Below are 16,135 nucleotides of genomic sequence, written 5' to 3'. Positions count from 1 at the left end.
CCAATGACGATTAAAAATCTTACTCCCTCTCTCGCTGTATCCTAAATGAAATACAAAATTATATTCTGTCTCTTTAATTCCTATAACTTACTTACAAACTTACGATGACGCAAGGCGGCGCAATGACGGGAAGATCCCCGCTATGACGCAGGGCCGCCCAATGACGGTCACATTAATTCAAAACCATTATCTCAAAACCTTCCTCAACAACTCCCTATAAGCCTTAGCGATCTTCTCCATCCCAATATCATTCGGATGTGCATAATCAACCGTATTATCAATATCCAGCCCAATATCCTCACTACTCAACCAATACAAATTCTTCACCCCCTTTTTCTTCAACCCTTCTATCGTCTCTCTACCAATTCTCGAGCTCTCCTTAAAATTATCATTGGGTTTCCCATTCAAAACACCTGGCACCTCGCTCGAACTATGGTCCGCCATAATGATCGGCGTATTCGGATGATCTTTCCGCAAAAACTCCACGGCATGCTCAATCAAAGCCTTTAACTTCGCCGCATCCCTATCCTTCGTCAATCCCAAATTCGGAATACAATCCAAAATATAAACCGATGCATCCACCTTATTGATCAGATCAAGAATAGGTTGCTCCAACCTTCCATTCCCTGAAAAAGCCAGATTGATCACTTCCTGCTCAAAATTCCTTCCCAATATATTCGTCCAACCCAATCCCGGTCTGGTTGCACAAGCACCTTGCGCAATACTGGTCCCATAAACCACAATAGGCTTACCCTCCGATTTCAAAAAAGAAATCGGCTCTGCACTTGAAGTTCCAATTTCCATCCATTCCACCTTATTGTACATCGGCAGATACAATCGATACTGATAACTAGGATGCGAACCTACGTTCTTAAAAGTATAAGTAATCGTATCCTTGAAACTATAGCCACCATGCGCCCATTTCCAGGCATTATCCTGGGGATCCTTCGCATACAAATCCAATCCACTCACCCCAGTACTCGGCATATGCGGCATGTTCAATGCTCCCTTTACCTGATACTTCACCGTAATCTCTTCCGCAGCAGTTTTAAAATCAATATAAACTCCCGCAGATTGATTGCCTAAATTCCATACCGGTTCTCTTACCGACTCCTTCAAAGCCAAAGGCAGACGTGCAAATCCATCCGATTCCAGTACTTCCTTCGATCTCCCCTGTATCACCTTTTCGCTCAATGGATTTCTCCAGGTCAGCTCTTGCGCCTGAAGCATAAAAATCCCCATACAAAAAAGAGAGCTTAATAGGCTCTCTTTCATAAACTTGAATTTCTTCAACATTACAATACTTTTACGGTTACATTTTTCAACCAGATATCATCGCCATGATCTTGGAATCCGATCACACCTGATTTCGTTTTGCCACCTACATTATTTAACAATTCGAACGCCAATGGCCATTTTGCCTGCGAAAACTTACTCGCTTGCAACAATGCTGTCCATTCTGGAGTCCATAACGTATATTCAACGACCTTCTCGTCATTTTGAAAATGTGTTACTTTTCCTTTGTTCACTACAATTTTCGCTCGGTTCCATTCGCCCGCAGGGAATGAATTCTGAGGTTTTGCAGGGATCATATCGTATAAGGAAGCCGATTTACGGTTGCCATCAACCCCCTGCTTCGCATCAGGATGGTTTTGGTTATCCAACAATTGGTATTCCGGACTCGATACATAGATTGGTTGTCCTTTCACTTCTTTTGCTAGGAAAAAAACGCCCGAGTTTCCAGCATGAGAAATTTTCCATTCAAATTCCAATTCGAAGTTTTTAAAGTCGTGGGCAAAGATAATATCTCCACCTTCAGCCTTATCAACCCCTTTTGGAGTTTTCGAGAATTTTAAGGTACCATCCTCAATACCCCATTTATTAGGGACATGATTCTTGTTGTAACCTCTCCAGCCATTTAAAGAAGATCCATCAAACAAAACATAAGCACCTGCGGAGTTCTTTTTGAAATCCTTGATGTTTACTTTTGGAAGATTCTCTAATTCATACGCTGGTCCTGTTTGGTTTGTTACTGTTGAACTTTTGCTTGCACAGGCAGCAAAGGTAAGCCCAATTGCGCCTATCAAAATGAACACAAAGTTTCTCTTCATAGTTATAGTTGATTTATTTGAAGGACTAAATTTAATTAAACAAATCGTAAAAACAAGAATTAAAATTGTTGTCCGCCCATATCATCCATATCCCCATTTTCTTCACGCTTCTTTTTGCTCATGTCCTGAATTCCGAAACGGTAGGAGAAAGATAGGGTGAACATTCTACGCATCCAACGGTGTGAAAAGTTGATTTTTTTATCCGGAAGGTAGTTCTCCATTTCAAAACGACGGCTGTTGAACACGTCCCTTACATTGAACATGATATTCGCTTTGTTGTTGAATAGATCCTTGCGTAATGCCACATCAACGCCAGTCATTGGCTTCATTTCTCCCTGAAGGGTTTTCATTCCACTACGATAATCTCCACGCACCTGAGCCGAGAATGTCGGTGTGAATTTCACATTGGTCGTCAGGTTACCATGGTAGTTGAAACTAGAGGACGAACGAACATCAAATCCTGATTTCGGCTCTATATTCATGTAGAATAAGTTGGCATTGGCCGTAAGATCCCACCATTTGAATACATTGATCTTGGAGATCAACTCGAATCCCATGGAATTATTGTTCGCCACATTTTCCCATTTCGAATAGGTGATGTTACTACGATCACCAACAATGTCCTGGATCAAGGAATCTGGATAGATGAAAGGTTGGAACATATCGTTTACTCGACGGTAATAGGCCGATGAAACAAAGTTCCAGTTATCATAGAATTTAGAGAAACTCAATTCTACCGCATGGATATCCTGTGGCATTAGATTCGGGTTACCTTGGCGATAGTTCTGCTCATCAGAGATATCCAAGAAAGGGTTCACTTGCCAGCCACGAGGACGCTCTACCCTACGGGTATAGCTCAATTGTACTTTATCGCTGTTTCCTTCACCCACATCATAACTCAAGAACAAGCTTGGGTAAAGACGGAAGTAATCCAGCTTCCCATCAGTAGCTCGTTGATTTTCTGGAATAGATGGATCCAAAGAATAATAGGTAGAGTTTAAATAGGCCTGTTCTGCCCTTAAACCGATCTGTGCACCAAATTTGGAGGTTAATTTCTTTTGATAATTGGCATATAATGCATGAACGGTACTGTTCATGTCAAAATCATTGCTTACGTTATAGTCCGGCAGGAAGCTATTGCTCAAGGTATCCATCAACTCCGAATACTGGTGATCCTGAGAAGTACGGATAATCGAACGGTAACCAGCTTCCAGTTTATGGTCTTCAGCAAATGGCAATGTATAATCCAATTGGAAGTTCCAGTTCTGTCCTCTTTCGGAGGTGGTATTCTGGCGGACCAGGTCTTTTCTATTGCTGGCATATGTCTGATGGAAATCGTTCGTACCATCCTCCTCATCATTACCAAAGGATATATTTGCCAACAATTCCTCGCCCTCACGTTTAAATTCCTGTTTGAAATCAAACATCAAGTCTACACCAAAATCCTTTTCTGCCTGTGCAGATTTACGGAAACTGCTGGAACCATAGTCTGGAATATTCCAGTAGGTATAATTAATATCTTGTGTCCTATCGTTATCACGGAAACTCAGGTTTCCTGCTAAACTTAAGGTTGTTTTATCCGACGCATAATAATCCGTCCCTAAACGTACGGTATGATTATAGCCCAATCGCTTACTTTCATCCGTTGAATAGGTCCTCGGACTTGCATCTGTGATCTGTCCGTTGATATAATCGGTGTTATCGGTATATCCTCCTCCGACCATGTTTCTACGGCTAAAATTATAGCTTCCGAAATAATTTACTTTTCCAGGTCTGTAATTCAGGGTAAGACCCGCATTGGCATTCTCGTAGGAACCAATGGAAGCATTAACCGAACCGTTCAAACCTGTGCGGATATTTTTCTTTAGGATGATGTTTACAATTCCGGATTGCCCTTCCGCATCGTGTTTCGCAGATGGGTTCGTCATGATCTCTACCTTGGAGATCGCATCTGCAGGTAAAGATTGCAAGAAGGCATTGATATCAGAACCGGCCATGGCAGATTCCTTACCATCCACCAGGATACGAACATTGGATGAGCCTCTTAAACTGATGGATCCATCGGATTGCACCTGTAAAGTAGGCACATTGCCCAATAGATCTTGTGCAGAACCTCCTACACTGACCATACTCTGGGAAACATCAAACACTTTTTTATCAATTCCGATCTGTAGATCGGGTGTCCTTCCCTGTACAACGACTTCGGAGATCAATTCACCTTGTTCTTGTAGAGATATCTTACCCAAGTTGATATCTTCATTGGCTTTTACCACGAAGTTCTCACGGGTATAGGTCTGGTAACCTTGGAAGGTAATCTGCAGATGATAGGTCCCTGGATCGACCTGTTGGATACTGAATCTACCGTTTTCGCCAGCTTGTTGTCCACGGATATAAGCACGATTTACGGTGGATAATAAGCTTACGCTTGCCCCAACCGCCGGACTTACACTATCCTGTTTGACTACAGAACCCTGGATGGTAACTTGTTGTGCGAATAAGATTACGGGAAACAAAAAAAGGATCGAAATAGAAAGTTTTCTAAATAGCATATAGATGTAACGTTGTGATTTACATCCGCAAAAATGCATATTATAATATGAACCAAGCCTATCGTAACTGCATTATTACGCTGCTTTCTATACAATATTACGCTGTTTTCTATTCAATCGACACAGTCAATCCTTCAGATTTAAGGACTTTTCGGTAAACTTCCATCTCGGTGTAGGAACCTTCAAGGATGGCACATTTTCCTTTGGTATGAACGGTCCAGGCAATCCGGGCACTTTCCTCTTCAGAGTACTGCAAATAATGCATCAGACAATAAATGACATGGTCAAAAGTATTGATGTCATCGTTCCAAAGGATCAGTTTATTGGATTCCTTGGTTCCGGCCAATATCTCTTCTAGAGTAAATGTTTCCTGTTCAACCTCTACGCTCATAAGGCAAAAATAGCTTATTTTTCAAATAATTCTTTATTTTAGCTGAATTGTTTACTTAAAATAACCCTATGTTTCAGTCAAAGATTGCTGGTTTGGGATACTACGTCCCAAAAAACGTATATACAAATAATGATCTCACTAGATTTATGGAAACTAGTGATGAGTGGATCCAAGAGCGTACCGGGATAAAGGAACGCCGTTATGCGGATCGTATTGGTGAAACAACGACCAGCATGGCTGTGGAAGCCTCCAAGATTGCCATTGAACGTGCGAATACTACAGCAGAAGAGATCGATTTCGTGATTTTTGCGACCTTATCACCGGATTATTACTTTCCGGGATGTGGGGTGTTGTTGCAACGGGAAATGGGGATGAAAGAAATTGGCGCTTTGGATGTTAGGAATCAATGTTCGGGTTTTGTCTATGCTCTTTCTATCGCCGATCAGTTCATTAAAACCGGAATGTATAAGAACATCCTGGTTGTAGGATCGGAGAAACATTCCTTTGCGTTGGATTTCTCGACACGAGGAAGAGCCGTTTCGGTCATCTTTGGTGATGGTGCCGGTGCTGTGGTGCTACAGCCAACAACGGAGGAAGGGAAAGGAATTTTGAGTACCCACCTGCATTCGGATGGTGCTGATGCCGAGAAATTGGCGATGTACTTTCCAGGAGCATCCGCAGGTTATTATTTGGAGGAGATGCCGAAATGGCCGGATGTGGAGCTGGGAGAAATGTTGATGACCAAAGAGATGTTGGAGGATGGATCTGCATTTCCATATATGGATGGACAGGCAGTTTTCAAAAAGGCGGTAGTGAAGTTTCCAGAGGTGATTGGCGAGGCTTTGGCAAAGAATAATTTGAAATCTACGGATATTGATATGTTGATCCCGCATCAGGCGAATCTGCGGATCTCGCAATTTGTACAGAAGACGTTGGGATTGGGAGATGATCAGGTTTTTAATAATATCCAAAAATATGGTAATACGACGGCAGCATCTGTGCCGATTGCATTATGTGAAGCCTGGGAACAAGGAAAAATAAAGGATGGGGATTTGGTTTGTTTAGCAGCCTTTGGCGCTGGCTTTACTTGGGGATCGGCGTTGATTCGCTGGTAAGGTTTCTCGACGAACCATCGTCATTGCGAGGAGGCACGACGAAGCAATCTTTTCATCGTCATTGCGAGGAGGCACAACGAAGCAAAATTTTCTTCGTCATTGCGAGGAGGCACAACGAAGCAATCTTTACACATATCGGAAGATTGCTTCGTTGTGCCTCCTCGCAATGACGGGTAAAGTTCCCCCTACTTCCCTCTCCCCCTCTTAAACCCAGAGCCAAAAATCACATCCCAAATCATCGAACTCACACCAAATCCCCTATCCGGTTCTGCATAATGATGCAACATATGATGATCTTTGATCTTCTTAAACAACCCCGATTTAAAATTCGCATGGTGCATTGCATAATGGCACTCATCATATATCAAATACCCCATCAAAAAACCACCAAAAAATGCTCCCAAAGTATACTCCCCAAAAAATAAACTGAAAAGAAAATAAATAATCGCAGCCATTGGAATACTTGCCGACAATGGCATTACCAACCTCAACCTATCCTTCGGAAAATCGTGATGCACACCATGAAAGATAAAATGTATCCGTTGTCCCCATTTAGAACTCGGTTCATAATGAAAAACCCACCTGTGCAGTACATATTCCGCCAAGGTCCAAAAGGCTAATCCAAACAGGTAATACCCGATTACAGTTCCCACAGAAAGATTCCCAGGTCCCAAAGCCCTCCAAACAAAGAACACAATAACCGGGATCCAAAAAATCAAAGGAACCGACCAATGCACTTTGGTCAGGGACTCCAGAAAGTCATTTTTAAACATCCGACTGGACTCTGTAGAATTGGATACATATAATTTCTTGGCCATAACAACAATAAATAAATCTAAAAAAAGCCGGTCTATCTCATTGAACCAACTAAAAAAGAATTCGTTTGCTTTTGAGTTAAAAACAAAAATAGCCAATATGCCTAGAAATAAAAGAAAAAACTATTTTTTTGACAAAAGAAGGATAATGGTCAGAAATTGAGAAGAGGAGAGAATATCGGAAATGCATTTGCTGCATATCTGAAATAAAAAAAGCCATGAATAAATCATGGCTTTTCCTTATAGAATTTAATTATTTTATTATCCGTTGGATAGCGCTGCAGCACCGGAAACAATCTCTGTTAACTCGGTTGTAATAGCAGCCTGACGTGCTTGGTTGTACGACAATTTCAATTGACGCAATAAATCACCCGCATTCTCAGTCGCTTTATCCATTGCAGTCATACGCGCACCATGTTCCGAAGCATTCGAATCCAATACTGCTTTGTACAACTGGATCTTGATCGCTTTTGGAATAAGCTCTTCAATGATCTTTTCTTTCGATGGCTCGATGATATAATCCAATTCAGCTACATCTTCATTTTTCTCTTCTGGCAATAGAGGTAAGATTTGCTCGGAAGTCAAAATCTGAACAGCAGCATTACGGAATTGGTTATAAACCACCTCAACACGGTCAATATTTCCTTCTTTGAACTGCTCCATGGCATATTCAGTAACCTTAGAAACATTTTCAAAATCTAGATTATTGAAAAGTTCATTATGGTTACCTATAACATTGAAGCTACGTCTAGTGAAGAAATCATGACCTCTTTTACCGATAGCAATAATGCTCACATCACCTCTGGCAAATTGATCTGCATACTTATTCGCGATCAAGTTGTTTGCCGTTTTGATAGCATTCGCATTAAAAGCCCCCGCCAATCCCCTATTGGAAGTCACTACGATGATCAACACCTTCGTAGGGATACGATCTTGGGTAAAAGGCGAGTTATTGCCCTCTACAGATGCTGAAACTTGCGCTAAAATCTCTCTCAATTTAGTCGCATAAGGACGCAATTGAACGATTGCATTCGTCGCACGTTTCAACTTCGCTGCAGATACCATTTTCATCGCTTTGGTAATCTGTTGCGTAGAGGATACGGAGGTAATCCGGTTTCTAACTTCTTTTAAATTTGCCATATATGTTTTATAGTAGATGTTAGATATTAGACGGTAGATATTAGATGTAAGGTCTCTTATCTATAATCTAACATCTATTATCTATCATCTATTATCTAAATCCCACTTAAGGACTAATTAATATTTAGATGCTAATTCCTTAGCTACTTTTTCTAATACGTCGGTTAACTCATCAGAGAACTTACCAGCTTTCAATGCTGACAATACTTCTGGATGACGTTGCTCTAATTGCGTCAAGTATTCGTTTTCGAATTCTCTTACTTTAGCAACTGGAACATTACGTAATAAACCTTTTGTACCTGCGTAGATGATCGCTACTTGCTTCTCTACAGATACTGGCGAATATTGACCTTGTTTAAGGATCTCCACGTTACGGATACCTTTATCTAATACTGCTTTTGTAGCCGCATCTAAGTCTGAACCGAATTTAGCAAAAGCTTCCAATTCACGGAACTGTGCTTGATCCAATTTCAAGGTACCAGCAACTTTCTTCATTGATTTGATCTGCGCGTTACCACCTACACGTGATACCGAGATACCTACGTTGATCGCTGGACGGATACCTGCGTTGAACAAGTTCGATTCCAAGAAGATCTGACCGTCAGTAATGGAAATTACGTTGGTAGGGATATAAGCAGATACGTCACCCGCTTGAGTTTCGATGATCGGAAGTGCTGTTAATGAACCACCACCTTTAACCAAGTGCTTGATAGACTCAGGAAGGTCGTTCATGTTACGTGCGATATCATCAGAAGTGTTGATCTTCGCAGCACGCTCCAATAAACGGGAGTGAAGGTAGAATACGTCTCCTGGGTATGCCTCACGGCCTGGAGGACGTTTCAATAATAAAGACACCTCACGGTATGCTACCGCTTGTTTTGACAAGTCATCATAAACGATCAATGCAGGACGTCCTGTATCACGGAAGTACTCTCCGATAGCAGCACCCGCCATTGGCGCGTAGAATTGCATTGGTGCAGGATCCGCAGCAGAAGCAGAAACAACTACCGTGTAAGGTAATGCGCCTCTTTCTTCCAACACGCGAACGATGTTAGCTACAGTAGAGTTCTTCTGACCTACAGCAACATATATACAGAATACAGGTTGACCTGCATCGTAAAATTCTTTTTGGTTAAGGATCGTGTCGATACAAACAGCTGTTTTACCTGTCTGACGGTCACCGATCACTAGCTCACGCTGTCCACGACCTACAGGGATCATCGCGTCGATCGCTTTGATACCAGTCTGTAATGGCTCAGTTACTGGCTGACGATAGATTACTCCAGGAGCTTTACGTTCAATCGGCATCTCGTAAGTATCACCAGCGATAGGTCCTTTACCATCGATTGGCTGACCTAAAGTGTTTACCACGCGGCCCAACATACCTTCACCTACTTTAATAGATGCGATACGGTTAGTACGTTTGATGGTGTCTCCTTCTTTGATGGAATCTGAAGAACCCAAAAGTACAACACCCACGTTGTCTTCTTCTAAGTTCATCACAATACCTTGTAATCCGTTAGGGAACTCAACCAACTCTCCTGATTGAACTTTTGTTAAGCCGTAAATACGAGCGATACCATCACCTACTTGAAGGACAGTACCTACTTCTTCTAATTCGGCCGCTGACTTAAAGCCTGACAATTGCTCTCTAAGAATTGCCGAAACTTCATCTGGTCTTACCTCTATCATTGTTAAATTCGTATAAGGGGTTTTTTATTCTATTTTATCTTTAAGCTATTCCTTAGGTTATACACCAAGATTAGCAAAATGTCTTTCTAACTTATTCAATTTACCTTGAATACTTTCATCCAATTGTCTGTCGCCAACCTTCACGATGAAACCACCGATCAACGATTCGTCAACTTTATTGGTCAATACAACCTGTGCATTGATCTGCTCACCGATAGCCTTTTTCAACTCTTCGATATTGGCATCAGAAAGTTTGGCAGCCGAGATCACCTCAGCCTTCACAATTCCTTTTACCTCGTTGTATTCACGGATAAACTCTTGAGCCGTTGCATAGATCAATTCCGCACGACCTTTTTTGGCCATGATATTGAAAAATCCAATGATCTCCGGCTTTACTTTATCTGCAAAAAGTGCGTTCAATACCGCTACTTTTTTATCTGTTTTGATGATTGGGTTGTTCAAAACCGCTTGTAGTTCCGTGCTTGTCTTGATCACAGAAACCACACTGTCCATATCGGTCTTCACCTCGTCCAAGTTGTTGTGCTCTTGGGCAAGATCGATAAGGGACTTGGCGTATCTTGAAGCTACTTTAAAAACTGACATAGTTTAATTTTAATCTGTTAACCAATTAGTTTAATTTAACATCTTTCAACAAATCAGAAACTAAAGCTTCTTGTTTGTTTTGGTCTTCAAATTCTTTGGTCAATACTTTGCGAGCGATCTCTAAAGACAAAGTAGACACTTGGTTTTTAACCTCTGCCAATGCTTTAAGCTTTTGATCTTCGATTTCACGTTTTGCATTTTCGATCATCTTAGCACCTTCTACTTGAGAAGCAGCTTTAGCATCTGCAATCAATTTATCGCTTAATTGCTTCGCCTCTTTCAAAATGATATCACGCTCTTCACGTGCTTCTTTCAGTAACTGTTCGTTTTCATTCGTCAAACGAGCCATTTCCAATTTTGCTTTTTCCGCAGAAGCCAATGCATCAGCAATGCCCTTTTCACGGTCTTCTAAAGCGTCTACAATCGGTCTCCAAGCAAACTTACCTAATAATACGATTACGATTAATAGGATGATGGTTTGCCAAAAAACCAACCCTAATGAAAAATCTTGAATTAAAGCGTCCATTTATTTTCGATATAAGTATATGTATATTTTATAATTTTTTGTCTTTGATAAACATAACTTGCAACCAACCGTTGCAAGTTACGTCTATTGTTTTTTTGATAAGCCTGAGCTTATTTACCTAAGATTAAAGCACCAAATGCTAAACCTTCTACTAGGGCTCCGATGATGATCATCGCAGTTTGGATTTTAGATGCTGCTTCTGGTTGACGAGCGATAGCTTCCATTGCTGAACCACCGATTTTACCTAAACCTAAACCAGCTCCGATAACGATCAAACCTGCTCCTACTAAATTTGGAATCATAACAATTTTATATTTAAAAATTTAACAAAAAATTCGAATTAATGATGCGCGTGCTCTTCTACCGCCATACCAATAAATAGGGATGACAACATGGTAAAGATAAACGCCTGTAAAAATGCAACCAAAAGCTCCAAGAAGAACAATACCAAGGTCAATAACATCGATACACCGATACTACCACCAACGGTCAATTCTTGCTGAAACAAATAGACGATGGCAATCAAACCAAATACTACCGAGTGACCTGCAGTGATGTTCGCAAATAAACGAAGCATCAAGGAGAATGGTTTGGTCAACATACCCAACACCTCAATTGGTGCTAAGATAAATTTGAAAGGAACTGGAACACCTGGCATCCAGAAAATATGTTTCCAGTAATCTTTGTTTGCTTTGAATGTGGTAATAAAGAAAGTAAACAAAGCCAAAACCAAGGTTACTGTGATATTACCTGTTACGTTGAACCCTAGTGGGGTCAATCCCAAAATGTTCAACAAGAAGATCAAGAAAAATACCGATAACAAGTATGGCATGAATTCTTTATAACGGTGGCCGATATTTGGAACCGCCATTTCATCACGTACGTAAAGCACCAAAGGCTCTAAAACACGTCCTACTCCTTTTGGAATAGCATTAGCGCCATTTTTATAGGTTTTCGCTAAGCTCATGAAGCCTATGAAAAGTAACAAAGCCGCCAACATTAAACCTACCACGTTTTTAGTGATGGAGAAATCCAATGGTTTCGCATTGGTAGGATGCTGGTGGTCATCATAAGTGATGGTACCTGCCGCGTCGGTTTTGTAGATTTTGCTGTGGTATAATTTGTAATAATTACCGTCTTTTTCCACTACTTTTTTCCCATGGTCAAATTCTGCAGCAGAGAAGATCTTCAATCCATTATCGATTAAGATAACTGGCAATGGGAATCCATAACTGTGACCAGTTTTGGAATTGGTAGCGAAGTTAAAGTAATAATCGTCCTTTAAGTGGTGTTGGATGTGAGCATTGATCTCTTCTGGAGAGGATACTTCCCCTGTTGAAGGTGCGACCTCAGCAGCTGATCTGAATGGGTTTGCAGTGAATAAAATCACCGTCAATAATAAAAGTACTTTCTTAAGACTCACCATTTTAAATAATGTTGAATTATGACAAATTTTGCGCAAAATTACAATTTTATTTTGCATTAGTCCACAAATGTTTAAACTTTTTGAAAATTTACTTTTTAGGCTCTGGTTCATGCTGATTTACAAGGTAATACGCAACGAAGGCATCATACCCTAAATAAATGAAAAACACCACCATAAAATTGAGTTCGATAAAATCGTTCTCCAACAAGTTTATACCCTCTTGGATATAAAAATAACTGGCCGCAGCCTTGATCGTCATCCCGATCAAAAAAGCAAATCCAGTTTGGGTCGGCATCGAGTAATCCACCCCTACATAAACCATTGCCATCACCAAAGAAGCAATCGCGCAGAAAGCATACATGCCCAACAGACTATATCCACTCCCGATCCACCAATGATCGAGATCGTTATACTGTAAAACAGCGTAATGGATACCAAAACTGATCCCAGTAACGGCAATTAAAACGAGTATTAACAAAAGGAATTTATTCATCTTTATTGATATAGTTTACTTGTCTAATCATTTGGTACATGGATGCCAACACCCCCACGATCGTCAACCCCTTCATCCACCATTCCCCTTCGACCTCAAACTTGCGGTCCAAAAGGGTCCCGATCCAATAAAAAAGGTAAATTGTCGCCCCTATCTGAAAGGGCATGGATGTAAAAACGATCCATTTATTTACTTTTTTCGATTTCGGTTTTTCGTTTTCCAAGGGTATGATGTCGTTAGCTTATCCCGCAAATATAATTAAATAACATGAGGATTAGCATCCTGCTCCTTGCTAATTTCAAGATGCTTTTGGGCAACCTTAATGGCAGGATAATCCACTTTTAGATCCATCAATTGACGGATTTCGCTGGAGGAAGCATCGGGGTGTTTCTCCAAAACCGCAATTATTTCCTGTAGGGTCTGTTCATCCAAGAGATCGGTGGCTTCTACATCCTGACCAATAAAATGGATCAGATGCCCATAGATGGTCCCCGCCACCATGTTTCTTTTTTCTGCAATTTCTTCGATATCCATGCCCTCCAGGTACATATCCAAAGAAATCTGTTTCGTGTCTTTTTCCTTTTCATCATCCCCACTCTTCAGTTGGTCGTCCTTTGGTCGTTCCCAATTCAACAGCTCTTCCGAAAGGTCGGCATCCGATTTGGTCAATTCTTCCGCTATGGTCTGACTATGTTTCAGTTGCTCAAACTTCCGCTTGAAATCCAACAATAATTCCTTCAGGGAACTGATATATTTTTTCGTACGCTTTTTTACTTTCCATTCATCGATATGTTTCTCCAAAGGTTCCAAACAGTCCTTCTGAAAATTAGGGATGAACCAATTGACCGCAGCTTTGGATCTTTCACAGATTTTCTCATAATCAGTATCCTCCTTTTGGGCCAACAACTGATACAATTGGGTAATGAACTTATTGGCAACCTGCTCTTGGCCCTTCACTTTATCCAACATCTGCTTCAGCAGCTCCAAAGCTTCCTCTTTCTGTTCGATTTTTTTCCCTTCCAGGTCTTCTACCAAGAGGTTCAGGGATTCGCTCAGGCTGTTCCATCGAAAGCTATGCAATAAGATCTGCCCCAGGTATCGGCGGCGGCTTTCCTGCAGAATTGGCGCCAAATCACCAATGGCTTCCATTTGGTTCATGAAATTCACCACCTGAAAATCGGTACGGATGGCATGGCTAGGGATCTTTGAACGCAGCACCAAACCTTCCAGTCCGGTCAAACGGCTGAGCGCCACATAAACCTGCCCCGCTGCAAAGGAAGTTCCAGCATCGATAATAGCCTTTTCAAAAGTAAGACCCTGGCTTTTGTGGATGGTGATCGCCCAGGCCAATCGTAAGGGAAATTGCGAAAAGGTACCTAGCACCTCCTCTTCTATCTTATCTTCCCCTTTATTGTAGGAATAGCGGATGTTCTCCCAGGTCTCCCGTTTCACTTCCACATCCTCCTCCCCATTCGGAAAGGTCACTATCACTTTATGTTTATCAATATTGATCTCTTTAACGGTTCCAATTTTACCATTGTAGTACCTTCTATCCTCACCCACATCATTCTTGATGAACATCACCTGCGCTCCTTCCCGAAGGCTCAACATCTCATCCACCGGATACATACTGTTCTGAAAATCATCCGTAATGATGGATTTGATCTGATAGAGTTTAGAATCCAAACTATCCAACTGCTCCTGGTTGATCTTATCCGCCAAGCGGTTGTGTGAGGTCAACGTGATATACTGTTCATCCTTTGGCGCAACAAAGTCTTCTTTATAATGGCTGTTCAGGTCTTCCAGATCATCATTCGTCGTCTGGTTGTTCCTGATTTTATTCAATATACCGATAAAACGGTCGTCCTGCTGCCTGTAAATCTTTTTCAATTCGATCAAGATAGGCGGCTGTTGCTTGAAAACCTTGGCCTCAAAGAAAAACGGGCTTTTGTAGTAATTCCGAAGTACCTGCCATTCCCGATCCTGTACCACGGGAGGCAACTGGTAGAGATCCCCGATGAACAAGAGCTGCACACCACCAAATGGTCGCATATCCCTTCGAACACTCTTCAGAATGACATCAATGGCATCCAAGGTATCCGCACGGACCATGGAAACCTCATCGATGACGAGTAATTCCAACTCCTGAAGGATAGCCCTTCTGTTCTTGGTCAGTTTGATGGTACTGAAAAGCCGATGTTTATTATAGATGTTTTGGTCCTGATCGCCCCATTGAATCGGATAATCTTCGATAAAGGTGCCGAAAGGCAACCAGAATAGCGCATGCAATGTCGTTCCACCGGCATTCATCGCCGCCACACCAGTAGGTGCGGTGATCGCCATTTTCTTATAACTATTCTCCCGGATATACTTCAGGAAAGTAGTCTTTCCAGTTCCTGCCTTTCCAGTCAGGAAGATAGGCTGTTGGGTCTGGTTTACAAAGGCTACGGCTTGTGCGAATATATCGTTTTGATGATCTAATGGTAATGACATAAGGCTTCTTCTAGAATTACAAATATACGGTAAATAGGCTTATTCAATTGGTTCAGCCCTTGTTTTAATACAAAAGTTATATTATCTTCACGAAAGAAAACTTAATAACCATGACATATATTGATAAGAGCGATTTATTCCAGGAAATTGAAACAAAGTTGACTGATAAAGGCTTCAAGATTGAAAGCATCGATCAGAACAGACCCTGGGGCGGATTTTTTGTGATCAATGAGGAGCAAGCGCAGGAGTTTGCGAACGCCTACTTTGAAGGGTTGGATGTGCAGGATTTGAAGATATCCGGGAAGTTAAGCCCAAAAGTATTGGTGGTTGGTCCTAACAAGCGTTTATCATGGCAGTACCACCATCGCAGAGCGGAAATCTGGAGAGTAATCCGTGGTGAGGTGGGTGTTGTAACAAGCCCTGATGATGAAGAACACGAATTGAAGATCTTGAAAGAAGGCGATACTATTCGTTTGAGCCAAGGAGAGAGACACCGTTTGGTAGGAATGGGAAATTATGGTGTGGTGGCTGAGATTTGGCAACATACCGATGGATCTAATCCTTCTGATGAAAGTGATATCGTAAGGGTTCAGGACGATTTCGGAAGATAGGTTTCGAAGGTAACGGAATTAACACCGTCATTGCGGACAACTAACATTGCGAGCCCTACCGTCATCGTAAGTTTGTAGGGAAGTTATAGGAATTAAAGAAACAGAATATAATTTTGTATTTCATTTAGGATACAGCGAGAGAGGGAGTAAGATTTTTAATCGTCATTGGT

General features: G+C 41.4%; 16 protein-coding genes. 2 read left to right on the top strand and 14 right to left on the bottom strand.

The features are described 5' to 3' along the window. Positions 1-186 precede the first annotated feature (186 nt). The 4 genes from VJ786_RS15820 to VJ786_RS15805 all read right to left on the bottom strand — a co-directional run bounded on the left by VJ786_RS15820 (position 187) and on the right by VJ786_RS15805 (position 5,051). Positions 187-1,242: an SGNH/GDSL hydrolase family protein gene (locus VJ786_RS15820; RefSeq protein WP_180268508.1), complete on the bottom strand. Its 1,056-nt coding sequence runs from the start codon at positions 1,240-1,242 to the stop codon at positions 187-189. 53 nt (positions 1,243-1,295) lie between these two features. Next, positions 1,296-2,111: a 3-keto-disaccharide hydrolase gene (locus VJ786_RS15815; protein WP_099367601.1), complete on the bottom strand. Its 816-nt coding sequence runs from the start codon at positions 2,109-2,111 to the stop codon at positions 1,296-1,298. Between the two features lie 59 nt (positions 2,112-2,170). After that, positions 2,171-4,660, bottom strand: coding sequence for a TonB-dependent receptor (locus tag VJ786_RS15810; protein WP_099367600.1), 2,490 nt, complete (start codon positions 4,658-4,660; stop codon positions 2,171-2,173). A gap of 109 nt (positions 4,661-4,769) precedes the next feature. Further along, a complete protein-coding gene (locus VJ786_RS15805) occupies positions 4,770-5,051 on the bottom strand; it encodes an ATP-dependent Clp protease adaptor ClpS (RefSeq protein ID WP_099367599.1) in 282 nt (93 codons plus the stop codon). Between the two features lie 68 nt (positions 5,052-5,119). On the opposite strand from VJ786_RS15805, the gene VJ786_RS15800 reads away from it, so the two are divergent. Further along, positions 5,120-6,166: a 3-oxoacyl-ACP synthase III family protein gene (locus tag VJ786_RS15800; protein WP_099367598.1), complete on the top strand. Its 1,047-nt coding sequence runs from the start codon at positions 5,120-5,122 to the stop codon at positions 6,164-6,166. A 185-nt stretch (positions 6,167-6,351) separates the two neighbouring features. Here VJ786_RS15800 and VJ786_RS15795 read toward each other — a convergent pair whose 3' ends face one another. From VJ786_RS15795 to VJ786_RS15750, 10 genes are all read right to left on the bottom strand, one after another. Then, on the bottom strand, positions 6,352-6,984 hold the full coding sequence (locus VJ786_RS15795; protein ID WP_257213811.1) for a sterol desaturase family protein: 633 nt from the start codon (positions 6,982-6,984) through the stop codon (positions 6,352-6,354). A gap of 258 nt (positions 6,985-7,242) precedes the next feature. Continuing rightward, positions 7,243-8,121 (bottom strand): ATP synthase F1 subunit gamma, encoded by an 879-nt coding sequence (atpG, locus tag VJ786_RS15790; RefSeq protein ID WP_099367597.1) that lies wholly within the window; start codon positions 8,119-8,121, stop codon positions 7,243-7,245. 117 nt (positions 8,122-8,238) lie between these two features. Beyond that, on the bottom strand, positions 8,239-9,813 hold the full coding sequence (gene atpA, locus VJ786_RS15785; protein ID WP_099367596.1) for a F0F1 ATP synthase subunit alpha: 1,575 nt from the start codon (positions 9,811-9,813) through the stop codon (positions 8,239-8,241). A gap of 57 nt (positions 9,814-9,870) precedes the next feature. Beyond that, positions 9,871-10,416, bottom strand: coding sequence for an ATP synthase F1 subunit delta (gene atpH / locus VJ786_RS15780; RefSeq protein ID WP_099367595.1), 546 nt, complete (start codon positions 10,414-10,416; stop codon positions 9,871-9,873). Positions 10,417-10,441: 25 nt separating this feature from the next. Next, complete coding sequence (locus VJ786_RS15775; RefSeq protein WP_099367594.1) at positions 10,442-10,942, bottom strand: F0F1 ATP synthase subunit B; 501 nt, start codon at positions 10,940-10,942, stop codon at positions 10,442-10,444. 110 nt (positions 10,943-11,052) lie between these two features. After that, entirely contained in the window at positions 11,053-11,244 is a 192-nt protein-coding gene (atpE, locus tag VJ786_RS15770; protein WP_099367593.1) for an ATP synthase F0 subunit C, read from the bottom strand. 38 nt (positions 11,245-11,282) lie between these two features. Beyond that, positions 11,283-12,368, bottom strand: a complete 1,086-nt coding sequence (gene atpB / locus VJ786_RS15765; protein ID WP_134777282.1) for a F0F1 ATP synthase subunit A — start codon at positions 12,366-12,368, stop codon at positions 11,283-11,285. Between the two features lie 88 nt (positions 12,369-12,456). Next, complete coding sequence (locus VJ786_RS15760; protein WP_099367591.1) at positions 12,457-12,861, bottom strand: hypothetical protein; 405 nt, start codon at positions 12,859-12,861, stop codon at positions 12,457-12,459. Further along, complete coding sequence (locus tag VJ786_RS15755; protein ID WP_099367590.1) at positions 12,854-13,084, bottom strand: AtpZ/AtpI family protein; 231 nt, start codon at positions 13,082-13,084, stop codon at positions 12,854-12,856. Before VJ786_RS15755 ends, VJ786_RS15760 begins: the two co-directional genes overlap by 8 nt. A gap of 35 nt (positions 13,085-13,119) precedes the next feature. After that, the gene (locus tag VJ786_RS15750; RefSeq protein ID WP_099367589.1) at positions 13,120-15,354 is read right to left on the bottom strand and encodes a helix-turn-helix domain-containing protein; all 2,235 of its coding nucleotides are present in this window, start codon (positions 15,352-15,354) and stop codon (positions 13,120-13,122) included. A gap of 110 nt (positions 15,355-15,464) precedes the next feature. Here VJ786_RS15750 and VJ786_RS15745 point away from each other — a divergent pair, with 110 nt between their 5' ends. After that, the gene (locus tag VJ786_RS15745; protein ID WP_099367588.1) at positions 15,465-15,965 is read left to right on the top strand and encodes a cupin domain-containing protein; all 501 of its coding nucleotides are present in this window, start codon (positions 15,465-15,467) and stop codon (positions 15,963-15,965) included. Positions 15,966-16,135: the final 170 nt, after the last annotated feature.

This window comes from Sphingobacterium tenebrionis (genome assembly GCF_037126265.1).
GTDB lineage: Bacteria > Bacteroidota > Bacteroidia > Sphingobacteriales > Sphingobacteriaceae > Sphingobacterium > Sphingobacterium tenebrionis.
The sequence above is the reverse complement of the archived record's forward strand: the minus strand, read 5'-3'. Positions and strand labels throughout refer to the sequence as shown.

Coding starts and splice junctions, on each gene's coding strand:
- VJ786_RS15795 (WP_257213811.1), bottom strand. CDS start 6,984: ATGGCCAAGAAATTATATGTATCCAATTCTACAGAGTCCAGTCGGATG.
- VJ786_RS15775 (WP_099367594.1), bottom strand. CDS start 10,942: ATGGACGCTTTAATTCAAGATTTTTCATTAGGGTTGGTTTTTTGGCAA.
- VJ786_RS15745 (WP_099367588.1), top strand. CDS start 15,465: ATGACATATATTGATAAGAGCGATTTATTCCAGGAAATTGAAACAAAG.
- VJ786_RS15815 (WP_099367601.1), bottom strand. CDS start 2,111: ATGAAGAGAAACTTTGTGTTCATTTTGATAGGCGCAATTGGGCTTACC.
- VJ786_RS15805 (WP_099367599.1), bottom strand. CDS start 5,051: ATGAGCGTAGAGGTTGAACAGGAAACATTTACTCTAGAAGAGATATTG.
- atpE (WP_099367593.1), bottom strand. CDS start 11,244: ATGATTCCAAATTTAGTAGGAGCAGGTTTGATCGTTATCGGAGCTGGT.
- VJ786_RS15800 (WP_099367598.1), top strand. CDS start 5,120: ATGTTTCAGTCAAAGATTGCTGGTTTGGGATACTACGTCCCAAAAAAC.
- atpB (WP_134777282.1), bottom strand. CDS start 12,368: ATGGTGAGTCTTAAGAAAGTACTTTTATTATTGACGGTGATTTTATTC.
- VJ786_RS15810 (WP_099367600.1), bottom strand. CDS start 4,660: ATGCTATTTAGAAAACTTTCTATTTCGATCCTTTTTTTGTTTCCCGTA.
- VJ786_RS15820 (WP_180268508.1), bottom strand. CDS start 1,242: ATGGGGATTTTTATGCTTCAGGCGCAAGAGCTGACCTGGAGAAATCCA.
- VJ786_RS15750 (WP_099367589.1), bottom strand. CDS start 15,354: ATGTCATTACCATTAGATCATCAAAACGATATATTCGCACAAGCCGTA.
- atpA (WP_099367596.1), bottom strand. CDS start 9,813: ATGATAGAGGTAAGACCAGATGAAGTTTCGGCAATTCTTAGAGAGCAA.
- atpG (WP_099367597.1), bottom strand. CDS start 8,121: ATGGCAAATTTAAAAGAAGTTAGAAACCGGATTACCTCCGTATCCTCT.
- VJ786_RS15760 (WP_099367591.1), bottom strand. CDS start 12,861: ATGAATAAATTCCTTTTGTTAATACTCGTTTTAATTGCCGTTACTGGG.
- atpH (WP_099367595.1), bottom strand. CDS start 10,416: ATGTCAGTTTTTAAAGTAGCTTCAAGATACGCCAAGTCCCTTATCGAT.